Annotated in this window: 24 protein-coding genes; 15 read left to right on the top strand and 9 right to left on the bottom strand. The window is 41.2% G+C overall.

All coding sequences use genetic code 11. The features are described 5' to 3' along the window. Positions 1-8: 8 nt before the first annotated feature. Positions 9-842, bottom strand: coding sequence for a transketolase (locus ACLOAU_RS23725; RefSeq protein WP_427864412.1), 834 nt, complete (start codon positions 840-842; stop codon positions 9-11). 144 nt (positions 843-986) lie between these two features. Here ACLOAU_RS23725 and ACLOAU_RS23720 point away from each other — a divergent pair, with 144 nt between their 5' ends. From ACLOAU_RS23720 to ACLOAU_RS23695, 6 genes are all read left to right on the top strand, one after another. Continuing rightward, positions 987-2132, top strand: a complete 1146-nt coding sequence (locus ACLOAU_RS23720; RefSeq protein WP_427864411.1) for a glycosyltransferase family 4 protein — start codon at positions 987-989, stop codon at positions 2130-2132. A 70-nt stretch (positions 2133-2202) separates the two neighbouring features. Continuing rightward, the gene (frr, locus tag ACLOAU_RS23715) at positions 2203-2766 is read left to right on the top strand and encodes a ribosome recycling factor (protein WP_427864410.1); all 564 of its coding nucleotides are present in this window, start codon (positions 2203-2205) and stop codon (positions 2764-2766) included. Between the two features lie 10 nt (positions 2767-2776). Continuing rightward, the gene (locus ACLOAU_RS23710) at positions 2777-3529 is read left to right on the top strand and encodes a PPK2 family polyphosphate kinase (RefSeq protein WP_427864409.1); all 753 of its coding nucleotides are present in this window, start codon (positions 2777-2779) and stop codon (positions 3527-3529) included. Positions 3530-3590: 61 nt separating this feature from the next. Continuing rightward, positions 3591-3968 carry a large conductance mechanosensitive channel protein MscL gene (gene mscL / locus ACLOAU_RS23705; protein WP_427864408.1) on the top strand — a complete coding sequence of 126 codons (378 nt, stop codon included), beginning with the start codon at positions 3591-3593 and terminating at the stop codon, positions 3966-3968. A 74-nt stretch (positions 3969-4042) separates the two neighbouring features. Beyond that, positions 4043-4837: a segregation and condensation protein A gene (locus ACLOAU_RS23700; protein ID WP_427864407.1), complete on the top strand. Its 795-nt coding sequence runs from the start codon at positions 4043-4045 to the stop codon at positions 4835-4837. A gap of 68 nt (positions 4838-4905) precedes the next feature. Then, positions 4906-5319 (top strand): OsmC family protein, encoded by a 414-nt coding sequence (locus ACLOAU_RS23695; protein WP_427864406.1) that lies wholly within the window; start codon positions 4906-4908, stop codon positions 5317-5319. Between the two features lie 76 nt (positions 5320-5395). Here ACLOAU_RS23695 and ACLOAU_RS23690 read toward each other — a convergent pair whose 3' ends face one another. Next, entirely contained in the window at positions 5396-6931 is a 1536-nt protein-coding gene (locus ACLOAU_RS23690) for an OmpP1/FadL family transporter (protein ID WP_427864405.1), read from the bottom strand. Positions 6932-6988: 57 nt separating this feature from the next. After that, positions 6989-7996 (bottom strand): hypothetical protein, encoded by a 1008-nt coding sequence (locus ACLOAU_RS23685; RefSeq protein ID WP_427864404.1) that lies wholly within the window; start codon positions 7994-7996, stop codon positions 6989-6991. Positions 7997-8277: 281 nt separating this feature from the next. Here ACLOAU_RS23685 and proS point away from each other — a divergent pair, with 281 nt between their 5' ends. Next, positions 8278-9756 carry a proline--tRNA ligase gene (gene proS / locus ACLOAU_RS23680; protein WP_427864403.1) on the top strand — a complete coding sequence of 493 codons (1479 nt, stop codon included), beginning with the start codon at positions 8278-8280 and terminating at the stop codon, positions 9754-9756. A gap of 137 nt (positions 9757-9893) precedes the next feature. Here proS and ACLOAU_RS23675 read toward each other — a convergent pair whose 3' ends face one another. Both ACLOAU_RS23675 and ACLOAU_RS23670 read right to left on the bottom strand, forming a co-directional pair. After that, on the bottom strand, positions 9894-10718 hold the full coding sequence (locus tag ACLOAU_RS23675; RefSeq protein ID WP_427864402.1) for a DUF3108 domain-containing protein: 825 nt from the start codon (positions 10716-10718) through the stop codon (positions 9894-9896). Continuing rightward, a complete protein-coding gene (locus ACLOAU_RS23670) occupies positions 10705-11700 on the bottom strand; it encodes a lysylphosphatidylglycerol synthase transmembrane domain-containing protein (RefSeq protein WP_427864401.1) in 996 nt (331 codons plus the stop codon). The genes ACLOAU_RS23675 and ACLOAU_RS23670 overlap by 14 nt, the downstream gene beginning before the upstream one ends. A gap of 29 nt (positions 11701-11729) precedes the next feature. On the opposite strand from ACLOAU_RS23670, the gene ruvC reads away from it, so the two are divergent. The 8 genes from ruvC (at position 11730) to ACLOAU_RS23630 (ending at position 16627) form a co-directional block, all read left to right on the top strand. Beyond that, positions 11730-12287, top strand: coding sequence for a crossover junction endodeoxyribonuclease RuvC (gene ruvC, locus ACLOAU_RS23665; RefSeq protein WP_427864400.1), 558 nt, complete (start codon positions 11730-11732; stop codon positions 12285-12287). Positions 12288-12332: 45 nt separating this feature from the next. Then, positions 12333-12557 carry a hypothetical protein gene (locus ACLOAU_RS23660; RefSeq protein ID WP_427864399.1) on the top strand — a complete coding sequence of 75 codons (225 nt, stop codon included), beginning with the start codon at positions 12333-12335 and terminating at the stop codon, positions 12555-12557. Positions 12558-12572: 15 nt separating this feature from the next. Beyond that, entirely contained in the window at positions 12573-13058 is a 486-nt protein-coding gene (locus ACLOAU_RS23655) for a nucleotidyltransferase (RefSeq protein ID WP_427864398.1), read from the top strand. 99 nt (positions 13059-13157) lie between these two features. Continuing rightward, positions 13158-14306, top strand: a complete 1149-nt coding sequence (gene atpB, locus ACLOAU_RS23650) for a F0F1 ATP synthase subunit A (RefSeq protein ID WP_427864397.1) — start codon at positions 13158-13160, stop codon at positions 14304-14306. Positions 14307-14345: 39 nt separating this feature from the next. Beyond that, positions 14346-14597 (top strand): ATP synthase F0 subunit C, encoded by a 252-nt coding sequence (gene atpE, locus ACLOAU_RS23645; RefSeq protein WP_114792401.1) that lies wholly within the window; start codon positions 14346-14348, stop codon positions 14595-14597. Between the two features lie 214 nt (positions 14598-14811). Then, a complete protein-coding gene (atpF, locus tag ACLOAU_RS23640) occupies positions 14812-15306 on the top strand; it encodes a F0F1 ATP synthase subunit B (protein ID WP_427864396.1) in 495 nt (164 codons plus the stop codon). 68 nt (positions 15307-15374) lie between these two features. Then, on the top strand, positions 15375-15938 hold the full coding sequence (gene atpH, locus ACLOAU_RS23635) for an ATP synthase F1 subunit delta (RefSeq protein WP_427864395.1): 564 nt from the start codon (positions 15375-15377) through the stop codon (positions 15936-15938). 110 nt (positions 15939-16048) lie between these two features. Then, positions 16049-16627 carry a hypothetical protein gene (locus ACLOAU_RS23630; protein ID WP_427864394.1) on the top strand — a complete coding sequence of 193 codons (579 nt, stop codon included), beginning with the start codon at positions 16049-16051 and terminating at the stop codon, positions 16625-16627. 4 nt (positions 16628-16631) lie between these two features. On the opposite strand, the gene ACLOAU_RS23625 is transcribed toward ACLOAU_RS23630, so the two are convergent. The 4 genes from ACLOAU_RS23625 to hemH form a co-directional block, all read right to left on the bottom strand. Next, positions 16632-17864: a purple acid phosphatase family protein gene (locus tag ACLOAU_RS23625; RefSeq protein ID WP_427864393.1), complete on the bottom strand. Its 1233-nt coding sequence runs from the start codon at positions 17862-17864 to the stop codon at positions 16632-16634. A 171-nt stretch (positions 17865-18035) separates the two neighbouring features. Then, positions 18036-18593: a CopD family protein gene (locus ACLOAU_RS23620; RefSeq protein WP_427864392.1), complete on the bottom strand. Its 558-nt coding sequence runs from the start codon at positions 18591-18593 to the stop codon at positions 18036-18038. After that, the gene (locus ACLOAU_RS23615) at positions 18586-19062 is read right to left on the bottom strand and encodes an OsmC family protein (protein ID WP_427864391.1); all 477 of its coding nucleotides are present in this window, start codon (positions 19060-19062) and stop codon (positions 18586-18588) included. The genes ACLOAU_RS23620 and ACLOAU_RS23615 overlap by 8 nt, the downstream gene beginning before the upstream one ends. A gap of 30 nt (positions 19063-19092) precedes the next feature. Next, positions 19093-20142: a ferrochelatase gene (hemH, locus tag ACLOAU_RS23610; protein ID WP_427864390.1), complete on the bottom strand. Its 1050-nt coding sequence runs from the start codon at positions 20140-20142 to the stop codon at positions 19093-19095. Between the last annotated feature and the right edge of the window lie 248 nt (positions 20143-20390).

Below are 20390 nucleotides of genomic sequence, written 5' to 3'. Positions count from 1 at the left end.
TAACCAAACTAGTAGTCGCCTAAAGTTTCGGGTAATTGTTCCAGTGCTTTAGCTAATTGCTCATCGTTGGGAGCAATGCCATGCCATCCGTGGTCATTTTCCATAAAATCTACGCCCTTACCCATGATGGTGTGCATCATAATTGCAATGGGCTTGCCCTGTCCCGAAGCCGCTTTTGCTTTATCCAAAACCGCAATTACATCATCCATGTCGTTACCCTGCATCTCCAATACATACCATCCGAAAGCGGCAAATTTCTCATGCAGGTTGCCCATGTTCAGTACTTTTTCCGTAGGACCGTCAATTTGCTGACCATTCCAGTCAACTGTGGCGATCAGGTTATCTACCTTATGATGAGCCGCAAACATTACGGCTTCCCATATCTGACCCTCATTCAGCTCTCCGTCTCCATGTAACGAGTACACTAATTTATCATCATTATTCAGCTTTTTAGACAAAGCCGCGCCTATTGCTACACTTAATCCCTGGCCTAAAGAGCCACTCGCAACCCTGATGCCTGGCAGATGTTCATGTGTGGCAGGGTGTCCCTGAAGACGGCTGTTGATTTTGCGGAAAGTTGAAAGTTCTTTTGCTTCAAAATATCCCGAACGTGCTAATACAGAATAAAATACAGGTGAAATATGGCCATTTGACAGGAAAAACAGGTTTTCATTTTTGCCTTCCATATTAAAAGACGGATCGTGTTCCATCACTTTAAAATAAAGCGCTGTTAAAAAATCGGCACAACCCAAAGATCCTCCCGGGTGGCCGCTTTGAGAACCGTGTACCATTCTTACTATATCTCTTCTCACCTGAGAAGCTATTTCCTGCAAAGTTGCCATCGTTTCAGTTTTTTGATGAGTTGCAAAAATGCAGTTTTTTTATAAAAGCCTGAAATATGTTTTACCCCCAATAATATAAAAAAGGCCCAAAAATTGTTTATAATGGTAGAATGTCTACTTTTGTGGCACCTTAATCCTTATCGAATGCTCCAAATACTAATAACAGCTATAATATCATTTATAGTTGCTTTTTTAGCAATTCCTGTGATAATTCTTATCGCAGATAAGAAAAAATTGTATGATATTCCGGATGAGCGTAAGCTTCACAAGCACACAATCGCCTCATTAGGAGGGGTGGGCGTTTTTATCGCGCTTACTTTTTCATCCCTGCTCAATATCTCATTTCTGGAGAATCCGGAGTTTCAATATTTCTTTGCAGCTCTTTTTATCATGTTCTTCATCGGGTTGAAAGATGATATCATCGCTTTATCAGCGTTTAAGAAATTTATCGTTCAGATTATTGCAGCAGCCATTATCATCCATCTTGGTGGAATTAGGATAGAAAGTTTATATGGCTTCCTGGGAATCGAAACGCTGGAGCCCATGTATGGCATACCGCTTACCTATATTGTAATTGTTTTACTGGTAAATGCTTTTAATCTTATTGACGGAATTGACGGACTTGCAGGTGGACTGGGTTTGATGGTTACTTTGCTGCTGGGTACTTATTTCTACCTGGCTGCCCTGCCGGCCTACGCCATGTTCTCTTTTGCCTTATCGGCCGCCTTGCTGGCATTTCTTATTTTTAATTTTCATCCTGCAAAAATCTTTATGGGTGATTCGGGATCTTTATTAATAGGAATGGTTGCGTCGATACTGGTGTTGAAATTTGTTTCGGTAGCGTCAAACCCTTCGGCTGTTTTACCTATTTCCTCTGCTGCGGCAATAGGAGTATCTATTTTATTGATACCTCTGGCAGATACGATCCGGGTTTTTGCAATAAGAATATTAAAAGGACGCTCACCGTTTTCACCCGATCGAAATCACATACACCATATATTATTAGATAAGGGATTGAATCACTCCTCTATAGTATTAGTTTGCGTGTCTGCCAATATTATTATTATAGGCGCTGTATATTTTGGCAGGGCCATGGGTAATACGGTCCTTTTACTATCTGTTTTTGGTTTAACCTTTTTAACAATGGGTGTGTTGTACATTACATTACCACGGAGGAAACTTGTACTTCAACGCCAGATTATCTCAAGTTTAAAGGCTAAAAAGGCTAATTCCAGGGTGATAGATCTTTCTACCAAGCAGCATATTCCTATTGAGAAAGTGCAAGGCTAATTATTCTGTTCTGCGGGCTTCTTAAATTTATTGCATTTTGTTAGCTTTGCCACACTTCAAAATATAATATATGCAAGATCAAATCGATAAGATTGTAGCCGCAGCGGAAGAGAGTATGAAAAAGGCCATTTCGCACCTGGAGTCCGAACTGGTAAAAATCCGTGCCGGAAAAGCTACCCCCCAGATAATTGATGGAATAGTAGTTGATTATTATGGATCTGCTGTACCTATCAGCCAGGTGGGTAATATCACGGTAATGGATGCCCGTACATTAAACATTCAGCCATGGGAGAAAAATATGCTGCAACCTATCGAAAGAGCCATTATTGCTGCCAATATTGGTATTAATCCACAAAATGATGGCATTAATATCCGTTTGTTTTTACCCCCATTAACCGAAGAAAGAAGAAGAGAGCTGGTAAAAAAGAGCCAGGGAGAGGGGGAGAACTCGAAGGTTGGAGTTAGAAGTGGCAGAAGGGATGCCATTGAAGCTATTAAAAAACTGCAAAAAGACGGCTTGAGCGAAGATGCCTCTAAAGACGCGGAAGCGAGTGTACAGCAACTTACAGATGGTTATATTGCATTAGTAGAAAAACATCTCGCAGCTAAAGAAAAAGAGATCATGTCCATTTAATTAATATTACATGAGTAATTACAATCTTGCTAAAATAAGTACAAGAGCCCCTGAAAATATCAGCAAGGAAGATTGTAAAAAGAAAACCCAGTTAATTGTGGAAGAGCTGGATGAGCTTCAGAACTTATTATTTGCCGAAGGCAAACATGCAGTGCTTATTATATTGCAGGGAATGGATGCCAGTGGTAAAGATGGTGCTATTAAGAATGTATTCGGTCGTATGAACCCGCAGGGCGTACAGGTTACTTCATTTAAAGTACCAACAGAGGAAGAGCTGGCTCATGATTTTTTATGGCGTATTCATAAAAATGTGCCGGCTAAGGGACATATTCAGGTCTTCAACCGGTCGCATTATGAAGATGTGCTCGTAACCCGGGTCCATGGCTGGTGTAGCGACAAATTAGCCAGGCAGCGTTTCGATGCGATTAATCATTTCGAAAAACTGCTACAGGAGCACAGTAGTACCAGCATTTTAAAATTCTATCTCCATGTTTCTGCTGAAGAGCAGGCCGAACGCTTGAATGAAAGAATGAGCAACCCGGCTAAGATGTGGAAATACAATAAAAAAGATTTTGAAGAAGCTGCACTACGGAATCGATATTACAAATATTATAAAGAATGTTTTGTAAATTGTAACCAGCCTGAGTGGCAGATTGTGCCTGCAGATCAGAATTGGTATAAGGAATATTGCATTGCAAAAGCGTTAAAAGAGCATTTGCAAAAACTGAAAATGAAATACCCTCTTCTAAACAGCGAAAGTTAAACCATGTATTACAGGGAGAAGATGGCGCTATATTTGTTTATATAAACTAAATTTATAAATTATGGGATTCTTAAAGGAGTTTAGAGAGTTTGCACTAAAAGGCAACGTAATAGACCTGGCTGTGGGTGTTATTATTGGTGCTGCTTTCGGAAAAATTGTAACATCTTTAGTGGAAGATGTGATCACCCCTTTGTTATTGAACCCGGCGCTAAAAGCTGTGGGGGCTGAAAATATTGCGCAACTTTCCTGGAACGGGGTAAAGTACGGTAATTTTCTATCTGCAACGATAAGCTTTATATGTATTGCATTGGTATTATTTATGATTATTAAGGGCGCCAATAAGCTGAAAAAGGCAGAAGCTCCGGCTCCTCCTGCAGGCCCATCATCAACAGACCAATTGTTGATTGAAATTCGCGATGAATTGAAAAAAAGACCCTGATTGTCTGTTTAAATATTAATTTCGTGAAGTCCTGCTTTTACGGCAGGACTTTATTATTCTAAAATAGAGAAGTTGTGACCAATTCCACTTACCAGATAAAGCTTTCTCAATTTGAAGGTCCTTTCGACCTTTTGCTTTTCTTTATTGAAAGGGATGAACTGGATATATATAATATACCCATTACTCAAATTACGAATGATTTTCTTGATTACATACATAACCAGGACGCGCTGAATATTGAATTGTCTAGCGAGTTTATATTGTTTGTGTCTACATTGATGCGTATTAAGGCTAAAATGCTGATACCGCGCAAAGAGCTTGATGCATTAGGTAATGAGATTGATCCGCGTGAAGAATTAGTAAGCAAATTACTGGAGTACAAGAAATTTAAAGAAGCCGCAGCTTTAATGGCAGAAAAGGAAGCCCTGCGCATGTTGATGATCAAGCGGGGTAATATTCAGAAAGAACTCTCGAATGTTGGGGAAGAAGCAGGCGAGGGTACTGAAATCCAGGCTTTGTCTCTTTTTAAATTAATGAAGGCTTTTGAAAAAGCTATGCAAAAATATAGCGATCGTGTCAATAAGCCTGTGCATACAGTAGTGCAATACAGCTATACCATGGAAACCAGTCGTGGCCAGGTCATTAGTTTAGCCCAGTCGGAAAAAAATATTTCTTTTGAGAAATTGTTTGAAATAGCCGAAAACCGGGTACAGGCTATCTTTATGTTTCTGTCGGTATTAGAGTTAGTGCAGCAAAGTTTTTTGAAAATCATGATAGGGGAGGGCAAGAATAATTTTATCCTGGAATTTGTGGAACCCGAAGACCGCGATCCGGATATCGAAGTAAGTGATGTTTCTTCTTTTGATTAACCGGAATAACTTTTAATTATCCAACGAACTAATTCTCTAAACATTATACAAAAATAAAATAGTAACAAATGAAACGCTTCGCAACAGCCAACTGGCAAGGATCAGGGAAAGAAGGTAAAGGAACCAATTCTACCCAATCGGGTGTGTTAAACAATGCCCAGTACTCTTTCAAAACCCGCTTCGAAGATGGAAATCCGGGAACTAATCCCGAAGAACTGGTAGCTGCCGCTCATGCCGGCTGTTTTACCATGAAGCTGAGTTTTGTATTAAACGAAGCAGGATTTACTGCCGATAATATTGATACCAAATGCACCATCGATTTCCAGGATGGGGCTATTGTTGAAAGTCATTTGGATATTACAGCTACTATTCCAGGCATTGATGATGCGCAATTCCAGGCAGCGGTAAAAAATGCAGAAGAAAACTGCCCGATCAGTAAGTTGCTGAATACAAAAATTACGTCAACAGCTTCTCTGGCTTAATATATTTTGCATACGGCATAAAAAAATCCCCCATCTTAATTAAGTGGGGGATTTTGGTATATAAATGTTTGATTGCCTAAATCTTGAAGCCCAGGGTCAACAATACTCTTGAGCCATTGGTTTTGATGCTCGCCGGATTGTTAACATAACCAGGACGCTGGCCTGCTCCGTAAAAGTCTGGGTTAACCCGGTAAGGGAAAAGCACATCTTTGCCAAAGCTTTGTACATAAGCTAAATCTATAAAAAAGCCTTTGTTACGATAGCCTAAACCACCGGTACCCTGAATGAGTTCACCCTTTTCGCCTGCAATATTTTTGTAAGGATTGCCATAGTAAGCGCCACCCAAACGTACTGCAATGGTATTGAACTTAAGTTCAGCTCCCAATCTGGCATTAACAGCGCCTTTATAGGCGGCATCAATGGCCTGGTTTAAACCCCGAAATTGGTTGTTATCCGCACCCCTGTTATCACGTGTAGTTCTAAAATTAGATGCCATATGGTTTACATATTCAACATCACCCGATATAAAGCCTTTCTGGCTGCTAACATCATTCACATTGCCAAACAACAATGAGAAGCTACCCATTAATTTGTAAGGGGTGTTAAGGTTATAATCATAAATCAGTTCAGAACTGGTGTTTTCCGCGTCAAAATCATCCAGGTTGGCTCCCGCTGTCGCTATATAGCTATCGCTTAAAGAATAAAAAGTAGGAGAGTGGGCTGCAAATCCAAGTCTCAGGTTATCTGTAGCTTTAAAAACAACACCCGCTTTTACATTAATACCAACCCCTTTTGTAACCAAATCATCATCAAACCAGGCAGCGTCAAAGCCATTAGCGGTAGTGCCCGGATCCTGCTCCGTATACTGCCGGGTTGCGCCATATCTCAACATTGGGATACCTATTGCTCCTCCTAAATACACTCTTTCATTTAAATTAGCGGCACCGGCAAAAGCTATCTCAGTGATGCCTCCATTTGTAACTATTGTCTGTTGTTGCTCAAGGCCTCCACCTGCATCGATCAAATCAACAGCGGGCGAGACAAGATCTATATTATTGTTAGTGCCATTAACTTCCTTAACCCAACCAGATTTTACCGCAAGATCAGACCCATGAGGATTACGGCCATTATTTGCCACTATATCCTCTATAAAATAATCTGCCATGGAGGTACGGCTCAGCTGCCCGCCTTTATTGCTGTAAAAAACACGATTATTAAAATCAGCTACCCGGTTAACTGCAATACCAAAGGCTGAGCTTTTCAAAGATCCTCCGCCATAGGAAGGTTTCCCTAAAACAAAACCGGTTGTGCCTAAAAAGCCCGCCGCTTTATTGTCTTTTTGAGAAACACCCAGGTAAGTACTGTTATTATTTAAAAAATTAGCGCCACCGGTTATAACAAAGTCACCGGTTTTATAAAAGCCAATATTGGCCGGGTTGGAGAAGATCGTTGATATCTCTCCACCAATAGCGCCGTTAGCGTTACCAATAGCCTGCGAGCGCGCGGTACCTGAAGCCTGAAGCCAGGAGTAACGCAATGCATCTTCAGGCGTTTGTGCCTGAGAAGCGCTATATATAGCTACAAGCGTTGCAGCCAGGAAAACTTTTTTCATGTATAAAATTTAATAGGTTTAAAGTAGTAATAACAGTCAATACATTAAGGCGCAATATTAAAATCTTCTGCCGCTTCCGCCGCCCCCACCAGCTCCACCGCCGCCGCCCCGGCTGCCACCACCGCCGCCACCTGAAGGCGCCGAATAAGATGGTGATGAGGACGGTTGAGAATAGCTGGGTTGGCTATTATTATTACTTCTCGGTGCTGAGTAGGTTTCGCGGCTATAAGTTTGCCCCTGGTTATAAGAGCGATTATAGCTGCCCGTATTTGTAGCACGCCCATAAGAGCCAGAGTTACTTGTATTAGTACTCACGCTGGCGTTGTTTCTTACCCCATAAGTACTTCTGTAGGTACCGCCTGTTGGATTAATATATCCTGGTGTGGTACCGCGACCACCAGTCACCGTACCGCCAACCATATTGCCTCTGCCATAACTATTTAAGTTACTGTTGGCTCTTGGTCCGTAATCAGCCCTGCGCCCTGCTATTACGCCACCGCCATACCAGCCGCCCCAGCCCCAACCGGGTCCATACCAGCCATTATACCAGGGGTCGTACCAGCCACCCCAGCCCCAGCCGGCGCCCATGCCCCAGCCGCCCCAGCCAGCATACCAGGGACTATTCCATCCCCAGCCCATACCCCAGCCGAATCCGCCGCCCCAGCCGGAATACCAAGGGTTATACCACATGTTCCAGTAGCTAACAGGGCTCCAGGGATTGTTCCAATACCAGGGGTCGTTCCAATAAGCCCAGTTATTGTAATAGCTGAAATTATACCGGTCACCATAATAATACCAGTCATTTAAGTCGCTCCAACGGTTACGATTGCGCACTTTCATACGCAGGTAGCGGTCATCATAGTCTTCATACTCCTCATCCGCATCATCGTAGGTGCGGTACCTTCTTTCATCGGTTTTCTTGATTTTTGCATACTCCTCCTGTGTAGGGGCGGGCGAACTGTACACATCATCCGGTGTTTGCCCGGTTCGGTAGGCAGTAGAACAGCTGGCTAGCGCCACCATTATACCTACCAGAAACAGTAAGGTTGTAGATTTTATTTTCATTTTGGCCATTTATATATTTAATAATTGTTTTAATTAGGCTTAAAATTTACATTTGCGATCCTTAAAATAGCAATTTGTAAAAATACATATTCTCCCTTAAATGGTGTGACGCTGAAATGTTATAAAAGGATGCACAATTTGCTTTTAATTCACAACATTTTTTGTTAAAAAAAGTTGGTGTTTGATAAAGGGGTATAAAAGAGGGGTAAAAAGTTGTTTAAACAAACAGAAATATATATAACCAACTTATTATTAGCAGGTTTTTAAAACATAATATAATTATGAGTAAAGAAATTACATCAAGACAACAGGATTACTCGCAATGGTACAACGACCTGGTTCTGAAAGGAGGGTTGGCCGATTACTCTGCAGTGAGAGGTTGTATGGTAATTAAGCCTTATGGATTTGCCCTTTGGGAGAATATGCGTGATACGTTGGATAAAATGTTTAAGGATACGGGGCACATGAATGCTTATTTCCCGTTATTTATACCTAAAAGTTTTTTAAGTAAAGAAGCTGCCCACGTAGAGGGTTTTGCGAAAGAATGTGCAGTAGTTACCCACTACCGTCTCAAAAATGATCCGGATGGAAAGGGAGTAATAGTAGATCCCGAAGCAAAACTTGAAGAGGAATTGATCGTGCGTCCTACCAGCGAAACAATTATCTGGAATACTTACAAGGACTGGATCCAGTCTTACCGTGACTTACCTATTCTGGTAAACCAGTGGGCCAATGTGGTAAGATGGGAAATGCGTACCCGCCTGTTTTTACGCACCGCCGAATTTTTATGGCAGGAAGGACATACAGCGCATGCAACACAGGAGGAAGCGGAAATTGAGGCAAGAAAAATGCTGGATGTTTATGCTGAGTTCGTAGAGGAATTTATGGCCGTTCCGGTAATAAAAGGTGTAAAAACTGAAAGCGAACGCTTCGCAGGCGCTGTAGATACCTATTGCATAGAGGCTTTGATGCAGGATGGTAAGGCCTTGCAGGCTGGCACCTCGCACTTTTTGGGACAGAATTTCGCCAAGGCATTTGATGTACAGTTTTTAAGCAAAGAAAATAAACAGGAATACGTTTGGGCTACCAGCTGGGGTGTGAGCACCAGGTTGGTGGGCGCATTGGTAATGGCGCATAGCGACGATGAGGGATTAGTGCTGCCTCCGAGAATTGCTCCATTACAGGTTGTAATTGTACCTATTTACAAAGGCGAGGAGCAAAAAGCATTGATTGATGCCAGGGCCAGTGAAATTCTGGCAAACCTTAAGGCCATGGGTATCAGGGCTAAATATGATGATAATGACAATAACAGGCCGGGATGGAAATTCGCCGAGTACGAATTAAAAGGGGTTCCCGTTAGGGTTACTTTGGGAGCGAGAGACCTGGCGAATAACCAGATTGAGATTGCACGCAGGGACACAAAGGTTAAAGAGCTGATTCATGCAGACGGCATAAGTCAGTATATCGATGGTCTTTTACTGGATATACAGAACAATATGTTTAAAAAGGCAAAAGCCTACCGCGATGAGCATATTACCAGGGCCGACTCATGGGATGAGTTTGTGCAGTTGCTGGATAATAAAGGCGGTTTTATATTAGCTCATTGGGATGGTACTGCTGAAACGGAGAACGAGATAAAGGAAAAAACGAAGGCAACTATTCGTTGTATCCCTATTGACGATATGGGATTGGAAGAAGGTGTGTGTATTTTGAGTGGCAAACCATCCACGCGTCGGGTGCTTTTTGCGAGGGCTTACTAACTTGTATCAAAAGCCTAATATACTTTGATGTATTTATTTAGCCGGGAAATTCAAATTTTCCCGGCTAAATTATTTTTAAGTGGGGTGCTAACAAAAAAAGATCCCCTAAAGGATCTTTTTTTTGGGGGATAGTACCCTTAATTCTTTTTGATTAAAGCAGTCATGGGATTACGAAGGTTTTCAAAGCTGGTCATGTCAATCCGCACTTTACCTACGATGATCGGACTTTCAATTCTCACCGGAACATGATTGGCATCGTCGGTTACCCAAACGGTCATTTGCTCACCTCCTTCAAAAATAGTTCCCTTAATAGTTAAAGGTTTGAATTTGATAGTATTGAATTTGCCATACTTGGTACTAAGCACTTCTTTACCCAGGTAGCGAACATACATTGAGTGCACCTCATTATCAAGAAAAACACTGAAGGGAATTCTGTCGTTTACTTTTAACCCGTTAAAATTGATGTTCCTGGCATAAAAAACAGCGCTTACTACATCATGTGCACAGGCCGGTATTTTAAAAACGCCCTCGCTGCTGACAGCGGTATTGGCAGCCCGGTTAAAGTTTACGTTCTGATATTTTTTATATCCACCCTCGTCTATGTTTCGTACAAATTTTAGTGGTAGCAAACTTTCTGCATCCATATAAGTCTCGTATGTATCTTTAGCTCTATAGGCCCATTCATAAGATGGTAATGTATGCCCTTCGCCAACCACATGAAACACGTTTTTGCCGTTTAGCTTTTCCAACGTTGTGGTAAAAGATCCGGCTCCGGCACTCACATTGATCAGCTTGGATGCTGTGTAGTAAACAACAAAGCCTACTTTTTCTCCGGCTTTAAAAGCCGTATTGGTAATGCCACATTTTTGAACAGGTTCGGTTTCTTTAACAGCAGGCAACTTCGTATTAGCCAAGGCGGCAATAGCGAACAGGGAGAGTACAGATAATTTAAGTGCTTTCATTTCTATTTTTAAAAATATTTTTAATACCCAGTATCAGCAAGCTCCCGATCAGGGCAGGAAACACCAGGTTTATTAACCATATACTTAACGAAGTTAAGCTTACACCCAAATGGTTGGTTGTAAATAATCCCATAAGCTGGATGCTCAATTCGTTTTTTAAGCCCATATCAGTAAAAAGTGCAACGGTAGGGATGATCGCCATCACTAAAAACATCACACTCATTCCCATCCAGCTTTGTAATACGCTGACATTTACATCAAACAGCTGAAACAGCAAAAAATACTGCAGGCTGAATATTGTAAAACGTAGTACAGACAAAGACAAGAACTTCACAAGTAACGTTGCATTGATGTGCTCAATAGCCTCAATGGCCCAGGCAAACTTACTGACCTGTGGCAATTTATCAATAATTTTTATTAGCCAGGGTAAACGGAAATAAAATAACAGTAGTGTAACAGTAACAATGGCCGAAACCCATATAAAAGCGTTCACAAATGCTTGTGTTGCAATACCCGCTAATACCAGATCCTGTCTGATAAATAACAGGGCTGCTAGTCCTGCAGCAAATGTGATGATCAATTGGCTCATATTGGCAACCACAGTTAGCGAAATTGCCTTGATCCTGTTGCCTTCACTCATGTAAAGTACCCTGCCAAAGTATTCCCCGATACTATTGGGGGTACTTATAGAAAATGAAATGCCGGAAAGAACCGCCTTAAATGCCCTGCCGAAGCTGATATCCTGTATACGTTTTACTGCAAGCATCCATTTGTATGCTTCCAGGCTCCAGTTTACCACCATCAGGGCAACAGTGATTACAAGAAACCATATGTTGGAGCTGGCCAGTGATAGTTTAATCCGTGAAAGTGATTCTTCCAGTCCTCTTTGGCTACTGATTTGGTTATAAATAGACCATGCCAGCCAAATAAACAGTACCGGACCTAAAAAATAGTTGATGAATATTTTGATATTTTTGTTCACCTTCACAAGGAGGTAAAAATAATATCTGTTTGCAAGAATCTTCCAAAATAATATTGGGTATCGATCCGGGAACCATTATAATGGGGTATGGTATCATTTCTTGTCATCGGCAAAAAGTAGAGCTTTTGGAGATGCATGCACTGAAGTTGCCGGCTAAAAAGAGCAATTACGAAAGACTAAATCTAATACATCAGAAGGTGACAGAATTGATTAAAACATACCGGCCTACCGAATTTGCTATTGAAGCCCCATTTTTTGGAAAGAACGTACAAAGTATGTTAAAGCTGGGTCGTGCACAGGGAGTAGCCATTGCTGCTGCCATGCATCACAACCTGCCAATAACTGAATATTCTCCCAAAAAAGTAAAGCTGGCCGTAACAGGCAATGGTAATGCCGATAAGGAACAGGTGTGGAAAATGCTGCAACAAACTATGAATATCAAAGAATTACCAAAATATTTTGATGCCACTGATGCCCTTGCTGTGGCCGTTTGTCATCATTACCAAATCTTATCACCTATTCCTGCTGCCGGGAACTTTAAAGGTTGGGATGATTTTATTAAGAAGAATCCTGAAAGGGTAAAGTAGCTTGCTGTACCAACTACCCGAAAAATTGAGTAAATTGCAGATGAGATGGTTGGTGACGAAAAAAAATATACAATAGAGGAAGAAGATGATTTGTCTTCGGTAGTAAATGAGCCTGAGGTAGAGTTTATGAAGTCTTTTTCATCTCAGGAGGAAGCTGAACGTTACAATTTAAAAAAACGCCTTGAAAAATCTGACATGGAACGTTTGCAAATCCTTTGCCGGCTAATACGCATTGGCCAAATGCTATCCGGGGCCAAAACTGTTAGATGACCTTAATATCTTACTATGGATCTATTAGATGAGGAGCTGATCAAGTTCTGGGATTTATTAAACCGGAATAATGTTTCTTATATTATGGTGGGAGGTTTCGCCGTAAACCTGCAGGGGTTTTCGAGAGCTACGGAAGATTCAGATCTATGGCTAATGGATGAATTGGGAAACAGAAAAAGCCTTCGAAAAGCATTTCGAGAACTGGGGTATGGAGATTACCCTTCCATTGAAACAATGCCATTTTTGCCCGGATGGACTCAGTTTTATATAGCAAAAGGATTAGTTTTGGATATTATGACCTCTATGAAGGGGCTAGAAAACTTTACTTTTGAAGAGTGCTTACAACGCGCCAAAATAGCTGAATTTAACGGAATAGAAGTGCCGTTCCTGAGTGTTGATGATTTGATAGCTAACAAAAAAGCAGTTGGCCGGCCCAAGGATCAGATAGATGTTATTGAGTTAGAAAAAATCAAAAGAATTCAGGAAGAGCAAGCTGAATAGTTAATGGCCCTGCAAAATGATCATTTCTTAACTTTTCGATCCTCAAACCAGCCAATTTCACCATACTCCCCTTATCTTTGCGCCAAATTTCACCGAATTATGGGTTCAAACGGCTTCAAATCCTTTCTAGTAGCGGCTTTCAGCCTGTTTTTAGTATTTGCAGGGCAATCGGCTTTTGCACAACATGAAGGAGGGCATGACGCTGCTCCGGCAGAACAACACGAGGCGGACGGACACGGTGCTGCTGCCGAGTCGGCTTTTAACCCGGGTGAAGCTATTTTACACCACATTGCAGACTCACATGAATTTCACTTTTTTAATTTTAAAAAGAGCGATGGTACGGAGTTTCATGCCACTTTACCTTTGCCGGTTTTAGTATACTCTCCACAGAGAGGTTTTTCCGCTTTTATGTCTTCTAACTTTCATCATGGACATGAAGCTTATAATGGTTATAAATTAGAGCATGATAAAATAGTGCCTGTTGACGCAAACGGGAATGTAGATGAGTCCGTAAAAGTTTTCGACTTCTCTATTACTAAAAACGTATCGCAAATGCTGTTAGCGCTGATCGTTTTAGTATTGATCTTAACCTCATTGGCTAAAAAATACCTGAAAGGCCAGGGCGTTACTTCTGCTCCCAAAGGTTTCCAGAACGCGGTGGAGCCGGTGATTACTTTTGTGCGTGATGATATTGCAAAACCTAACCTGGGACCCAAGTATAAAAAATACCTGCCTTACTTATTAACTGTATTTTTCTTTATCTTAATTAATAACATTTTTGGATTATTGCCAGGGGCCGCCAACGTAACGGGTAATATTGCCTTTACTGCGGTAATGGGTATTATATCATTCTTCGTGATCCTGTTCAGTACTAATAAGCATTATTGGGAGCACGTATTCTGGTTTCCCGGGGTGCCTCTTCCTGTTAAGATATTGATGATCCCTGTAGAGTTATTAGGTGTGTTTACAAAGCCTTTCGCCCTTATTGTGCGTTTGTTTGCGAACATGACGGCTGGTCACATTATTATCCTGAGCTTTATCAGCTTGATATTTATTTTCGGAGAAATGAGCAAAGGTGCAGGATATGCATTCTCTCCTGTTTCGATAGCGTTTGCCGTATTTATTTATGTAATTGAGATACTGGTAGCATTTATCCAGGCATACATTTTCACCAATCTTACTGCAGTATTTATCGGTGGCGCCATTGGTGATCATCATTATGAAGAAGATGTACACCCACATCATTAAAATAGTTTTTTATTTTTAATTATATATAAAATCACAATCATGGATTTATTAAACACTTTGTTGGAAGTAACTGGTAGCTGGTCACACGTAGGTGGTGCTATTGGCGCTGGTTTAGCAGCAATTGGTGCTGGTTTGGGTATTGGCCAAATCGGTAAAGGTGCTACCGAAGGTATCGCTCGTCAGCCAGAAGCAGCTAACGACATTCGTGGTGCTATGATCTTAACTGCAGCCTTTATTGAGGGTGTTGCCCTGTTTGCGGTAATCGCAGGTTTATTGGCTGTATTGAAGTAATAGCTTCATCAAAAATTTTACTGCATCTAAAGCAAAGGGCGGCGGATGCAGTATTAATTTAGTTCTTTATTATTGGGTATCAGTGCCTTGATCTTAGATTATATTTGTACTGGTGCATGTTATATCAACTTTAGTTTACATGTTTAAAAGTTGAAAGGTTTACAGGTAACTCCCTGTTAACTTATCAACTTACAACTTATCAACTTTATAAACAATGGGATTAGTTACTCCAGACCTCGGTTATTTTGTATGGGCGCTTGTAGCCTTTTTAGTGGTATTCCTGATACTGAAAAAGTTTGCCTGGAAGCCTATTCTGAAATCGTTAAATGAGCGTGAGCAAAATATTGCCGGCGCTATTGCTTCGGCTGAGAAGGTGAAAGCTGAAATGGCTCAGTTGCAAAATGAGAACGAAGCTTTATTAGCGAAAGCTCGTGAAGAAAGAGCTGCTTTATTGAAAGAAGCACGCGAAACAAAGGATAAGATCATTAACGAAGCAAAAGAGCAGGCTAAAACCGAAGCGTCTAAGATCATTGCTGATGCACAGCAGGCAATCAACGCTCAGAAAATGGCTGCATTAACTGAAGTTAAGAACGAAGTGGGTAAACTGGTGGTAGAAGTAAGTGAAAAAATTCTGAAACAGGAATTGAGTGGTCCTAACAAACAGGAAGCGCATATCAACGGTTTAGTTGACAGCATTAAGTTGAATTAATCAACTTGCGGAACGGGTTGGTGAGACAGGAAGTATATTAATTTGAAATATTAAATAGTAATTATAAAATGCTGAATCCTCGTTTAGCACATAGATACGCAAAAGCATTACTGGATATTGCGATAGAAAAAGGACAACTGGACCAGGTGTTCGCAGATATTCAGTGGTTACAGGCCGTATGTAAATCAAACAGCGACTTTGTGAGCTTGTTGCGTAGCCCGATCATTAAGGCAGACAAGAAGCAGAAAATTGTGGAAGCAGTAGCAAAAGGTAATATCGGAGAAATTACATCCGGCTTTATCCGTTTACTGATCAGCAAGGCGCGAGAATCGCATTTACCTGAAATGGTAACTGAGTTTATATCTTTATATAAAAGACACAATAATATTAATACCGTAAAATTGACAACAGCTGTGGCAATTAGTGAGGCTACTAAAAACGGTATAATTGCCCAGGTGAAAAAAGCGGCTGGTGTTGAGAAAGTTGAACTTGAGGAGACCGTAAACCCTGATATTATTGGAGGATTCGTGCTGGAAATGGGCGATAAAATGGTGGATGCCAGCATTGCTTATGACCTTCGCGAGGTAGCCAAACAGTTTAAGAATAATGATTTTATTTATAAAGTAAGATAAAGCATCTTGCAAAAAATAGTACAGGAAGTCTGCAAGTCGATTGCAGGCTTTTTTTGTGGATGCAACTGATAGCCAAATGTTTTCGTCTTATGCACTAACCAATTAGCTTTATGAGAATACCAACTTTTTTTATTTTTTTCCTGATTTACATTATAGGGCTGTCAGGAAATGCAGTTTGCCAGAATAATGCTGAGTTGCCACAGGTGCGGCAGCTGCACAAAATAAAAGTGTCTGTATTAGGTCTTACTTATCAATGGGAGAAGCCTGTAAGTCGTAAATCTGTACTAACGTTGGAAGGCGGTATTGCAGGTGGCATGTCTTTTAGTGCAGGCTCAATTAGCGGAACGGAGTTTCGTTATGCAATAGTACCTGAGGTAGGTTTGGGGTTTAAGAATTACTACAACCTGGACAAACGCTTTAAGAAGGGAAAGAACATTAATAATAATGCTGCCAATTTTATAGCAACCGATGTTTTTGTAAATGGCAATCCCATCCTTTCTTCGGGAAATATAACAGCGCGTGAAGCGGTTGGACTTACCGCTGCCTGGGGTATGCAGCGATTCTTATCTTCCAAAATAAATTTTGAGTGGCAGGGCGGAGTGATCGGTGGCACTGATTTTAGAGAGTGGGTAATTGCTCCCAACCTGAGAATCGCCTTTAGCCTTGTAGCCGGAAACAAGGGGAAGTAATTTGTTATTTTCTTTTTACAATATAGCTGCCTACTTGGCTACCATCATCTTTCAGCATTTTTAAAGAAAGTTCCTGCTGGTTGGCCTTTACCTTTATCAACGTTCTGTTGCCATCTTTTGGCCCTCCTCCAATAATCACAGGGTAGTTATGTTTGCTTTTTTCAGGTGGAAAGACACCGAATTTATGAGTATGCCCTGAGATCACCATGTCTACTTTATATTGATCAAAAAGAGGTGCAAATAATTCACGGCAATGCAAAGGTCCATGCCAGTCACCCGAGTAAAAATGAGGTATGTGCATCATCACCAACCTAAAGGGTGCTTTTTTAAAAGCAGGTGTTTGCATCTCTTTTTCAAGCCACGCAGCCTGTTCTCTGCGATAGGAATCAAAGTCAACAATACCTGCGTAAACCGGCGCATCATCCGGCTTGTCTTCTCCGGTGTCGAGCACTATATTATATACCGGTCCCCATTGGTAAGCATAATAATATTTGCCCGAAGGAGATGTGAAGTAATCCGCCAGTTCACGACTATACTTCCCTCTTGTTTCATGGTTGCCTCTTACAAACAAAAAAGGTTTATTGCCCGCAAAGCTTTCCAGGCAGGGTGCAAGCATGTGATCAATGATTTGCTTTTCGTCTGTTTGGTAGTCAAATATATCACCGTTAAAGAACACATAATCGTAGGCATCATTTCCATTGAGCTTCATCAGGTGAGATATAGATTGAGGGCGATCGTGAATATCATTCATGATCAGCCAGCTAACTTCCCGGGCTTTCGGTTCTATTGTTTTAAAGGTATGCGTATTGCTCGTGATGGTTGTTCCGTAAACCAGCTTGTAAGGTTGAAATTCGAGGATTTCTTTCGACACAACACGGTAGCTATAAGTTGTGTTTGGCTTTAGATTGTTTAACCGAACGGCATTTACACGGTTGTAAGCATTTACCAAACCATCTTTAATTTCATGCGCTTTTTGATCGAGCTGATCTCCTTCTCCGTACTCAACCCAGCTATAACAAAGTTTATTGGTGATCCACATAATACTCATGCTGTCCGGGGACGGAGCCTGTAAATAGGGCTGCGCCAAAAATATATGTCCTTCAGCCGGTCGGGCAGACAACTCATTTACATCTTGTATCAGGGGAGTGGCATTGCCAACGCCCAATACACCCAGCAGGCTGGCTTTGGATATATTTCCAATGAAATCGCGACGCTTTAATGATGACTTGTTATGCATACAAAAGTATTTAGTCAGATGGGTTAGTGCAATAAGTACTAACACACCTTTTGCAGGGCCAATAATTTTTTATAAAGATAGGAGAAGCCTCATGCTATTGGCAGCGCAAACGTTTGAACTAAATGTTATCTTTTGTTAGAGCTCTAAATTTGGTAATAGGTAATGATGCCGTTAATTTTTATTTCTAACACGTTTATAAATCCTGATAGCCAGCATCAAAATGATTACTAAAAGTACAGTGCCAACAAGCCCCCAAATCAGGCTGATCCCTTGCTTGACTACCACTAGCATAACAATGCTGATCAAAAGCAGCGTAGCTGCTTCATTCCACATCCTCAATTGCTGGGAGCTTAAGGTGAAAATGCCCTTTAACTGCTGTTTGAAAATGCGATGTGTGTATAAATGATAACCATAAAGAAATACAACTAAAATTAGTTTGAGCAGCAGCCATAAACCTTCTTTATGAAATAAAACAGATTGCCAGGAACCTTTGAAAAGAACTGAAAGTCCCAGGATCAATGTCAAGATCGCAGAGGGCCAGGTAATACCATACCAAAGCCTTTTCATCATAATGCTAAACTGTGCCTGCAACGCCTGTTTTACTAAAGGTTCTTTATCATTAGCCTCTACATTGTATATAAGGAGGCGGGGCATGTAAAACAAGCCGGCAAACCAGGTAACAACGAAGATGATGTGGACGGCCTTGATATATAGGTATGCGTTAGACATTATTTTCCTTAACGAGAGTATCCGGTTGATGATTTACAGCAAAGTTCAGGGAATTGGCAATAAAACAATACTTATTGGCTTCCGAATGCAGCTCTTCTGCTTTTGGGATCATTTCTTTTGACGAAACAGTGACAACGGGATGTAAGGTTACACCGGTGAATTTGCCGCTGCCATCGTTTTGTTCTTCCATGGTGCCTTGGGCATTGTCTTCATAACTGAGCACAATAACCCCGTTCACAGCACATAAATGCAAATACCAAAGCATATGGCAATTGGAAATAGAAGCCAGGAACAGCTCTTCCGGATTATACTTAGCTGGATTGCCTCTGAAAGACGGATCGGCACTTGCGTTTATTGCAGGTTTATCGGCAACGGAAATAATATGATCTCGTGAATAACTGGTATAGCCACTTGTTCCCTTATCATCGTGCCAGGAAACCGCTACTTTATAATGATGTTGTTTTGCCATAAGATGAAAAAAGCCGCAGAGCGGCTTAAATTATTTTTGAATGCTCATTCTTTCATAGGGCGCGTCCTTAGCCTCTTCTATGAGTTGCACCAACGCATTCACCCAAGGTTCGCTGGTATTAACGCAGGGAATGTATTCATACTTTTCTCCGCCATTTGCAATAAAGTCTTCTTTGCCTCTTTCTTCAATTTCTTCCAGGGTTTCCAGGCAGTCGCTGATGAAAGAAGGGCAAACTACTTTTATTTTCTTTACCCCTTCTTTAGGCAGGTTGGGCAGGCGCTCCTGTGTGCTGGGTAACAGCCAGGGATCACGCCCCAGGCGGCTTTGATAGCTTTGAGCCCATTGATTTTTCTTTAATCCTAATTTTTTAGCTACCAGTTCGCTGGTCATGGTTACCTGGTGCCTGTAACAGGTAGGATGAGAGTCGCTGGCTTTATAACAGCAATTGTCCACCTGCATACAGTGTTGTTTGGTCGGGTCGGTCTTTAATACATGACGCTCAGGAATACCATGATAGCTGAACAATAACTGGTCGTATTCATCCTGCAAATAAGGCTTCATACTTTCTGCCAAAGCATTGATGTAAGCAGGATGTTTATAAAAAGGCGGTACCGTTTTTAATTGGAAACTATAATTATATTTTTTGTGAATTTCCTTCATATATACTACGGCTGTTTCCCAGCTGCTCATTGCATAATGAGGGTACAGGGGAACCAGGATTACCTCTTCCAGGTCAGGCATTTTCTTCAGTAAATTATCGTAGGCTGTTTTGGGGTTAGGCTTACGATACCTCATCGCAATCTCAACGGGCTCGGTTACTTTTTCCTGAAGCGCTTTTTGCAGGCGTTCAGTAAGCACCACCAATGGAGATCCTTCTTCCCACCAGATGGTTTTATAAGCTTCAGCAGACTTAGGAGCCCGCGTAGGTACTATAATGCCTTTTACCAACAGGGTTCTTAACCAAAGTGGCTTATCAATCACCCGCTCATCCATCAAAAACTCTTTCAGATACACTTTCAGATCGGGTACACTGGTACTGTCGGGCGAACCTAAGTTCATTAATATAATTCCTGTTTTCATTATTCAGTTCAACGCAGGTTTTAATGGCTGCTGTGGGGTTATTTTTTGACAAAGCTCGCAATACCTGTATACCAATTTGCTATATACTGCATTTCAAGGTACGTTATTCAATCGCCTGTCCGGATGGAAAGGGACGCAGCATTCAATAGTTATCTTAAGCCTGATCAAAATTTTTGCAAAGGTAACAAATAGTTGTGGCGACACCTCTAAGTAAATATGATTTTGATCATATTATAGGATGATATCTT

The organism is Paraniabella aurantiaca (genome assembly GCF_050309965.1).
Taxonomy (GTDB): domain Bacteria; phylum Bacteroidota; class Bacteroidia; order Chitinophagales; family Chitinophagaceae; genus Niabella.
Note: the sequence above shows the minus strand (reverse complement) of the source record. Positions and strands in the feature narration are given on the sequence as shown.

Bases quoted from the DNA above. Each gene is read 5' to 3' on its own strand.
- ACLOAU_RS23725 (WP_427864412.1), bottom strand. From the start codon at position 842: ATGGCAACTTTGCAGGAAATAGCTTCTCAGGTGAGAAGAGATATAGTA.
- ACLOAU_RS23720 (WP_427864411.1), top strand. From the start codon at position 987: ATGCTCCAAATACTAATAACAGCTATAATATCATTTATAGTTGCTTTT.
- frr (WP_427864410.1), top strand. From the start codon at position 2,203: ATGCAAGATCAAATCGATAAGATTGTAGCCGCAGCGGAAGAGAGTATG.
- ACLOAU_RS23710 (WP_427864409.1), top strand. From the start codon at position 2,777: ATGAGTAATTACAATCTTGCTAAAATAAGTACAAGAGCCCCTGAAAAT.
- mscL (WP_427864408.1), top strand. From the start codon at position 3,591: ATGGGATTCTTAAAGGAGTTTAGAGAGTTTGCACTAAAAGGCAACGTA.
- ACLOAU_RS23695 (WP_427864406.1), top strand. From the start codon at position 4,906: ATGAAACGCTTCGCAACAGCCAACTGGCAAGGATCAGGGAAAGAAGGT.
- ACLOAU_RS23690 (WP_427864405.1), bottom strand. From the start codon at position 6,931: ATGAAAAAAGTTTTCCTGGCTGCAACGCTTGTAGCTATATATAGCGCT.
- ACLOAU_RS23685 (WP_427864404.1), bottom strand. From the start codon at position 7,996: ATGAAAATAAAATCTACAACCTTACTGTTTCTGGTAGGTATAATGGTG.
- proS (WP_427864403.1), top strand. From the start codon at position 8,278: ATGAGTAAAGAAATTACATCAAGACAACAGGATTACTCGCAATGGTAC.
- ACLOAU_RS23675 (WP_427864402.1), bottom strand. From the start codon at position 10,718: ATGAAAGCACTTAAATTATCTGTACTCTCCCTGTTCGCTATTGCCGCC.
- ACLOAU_RS23660 (WP_427864399.1), top strand. From the start codon at position 12,333: ATGGTTGGTGACGAAAAAAAATATACAATAGAGGAAGAAGATGATTTG.
- ACLOAU_RS23655 (WP_427864398.1), top strand. From the start codon at position 12,573: ATGGATCTATTAGATGAGGAGCTGATCAAGTTCTGGGATTTATTAAAC.
- atpB (WP_427864397.1), top strand. From the start codon at position 13,158: ATGGGTTCAAACGGCTTCAAATCCTTTCTAGTAGCGGCTTTCAGCCTG.
- atpE (WP_114792401.1), top strand. From the start codon at position 14,346: ATGGATTTATTAAACACTTTGTTGGAAGTAACTGGTAGCTGGTCACAC.
- atpF (WP_427864396.1), top strand. From the start codon at position 14,812: ATGGGATTAGTTACTCCAGACCTCGGTTATTTTGTATGGGCGCTTGTA.
- atpH (WP_427864395.1), top strand. From the start codon at position 15,375: ATGCTGAATCCTCGTTTAGCACATAGATACGCAAAAGCATTACTGGAT.
- ACLOAU_RS23630 (WP_427864394.1), top strand. From the start codon at position 16,049: ATGAGAATACCAACTTTTTTTATTTTTTTCCTGATTTACATTATAGGG.
- ACLOAU_RS23625 (WP_427864393.1), bottom strand. From the start codon at position 17,864: ATGCATAACAAGTCATCATTAAAGCGTCGCGATTTCATTGGAAATATA.
- ACLOAU_RS23620 (WP_427864392.1), bottom strand. From the start codon at position 18,593: ATGTCTAACGCATACCTATATATCAAGGCCGTCCACATCATCTTCGTT.
- ACLOAU_RS23615 (WP_427864391.1), bottom strand. From the start codon at position 19,062: ATGGCAAAACAACATCATTATAAAGTAGCGGTTTCCTGGCACGATGAT.
- hemH (WP_427864390.1), bottom strand. From the start codon at position 20,142: ATGAAAACAGGAATTATATTAATGAACTTAGGTTCGCCCGACAGTACC.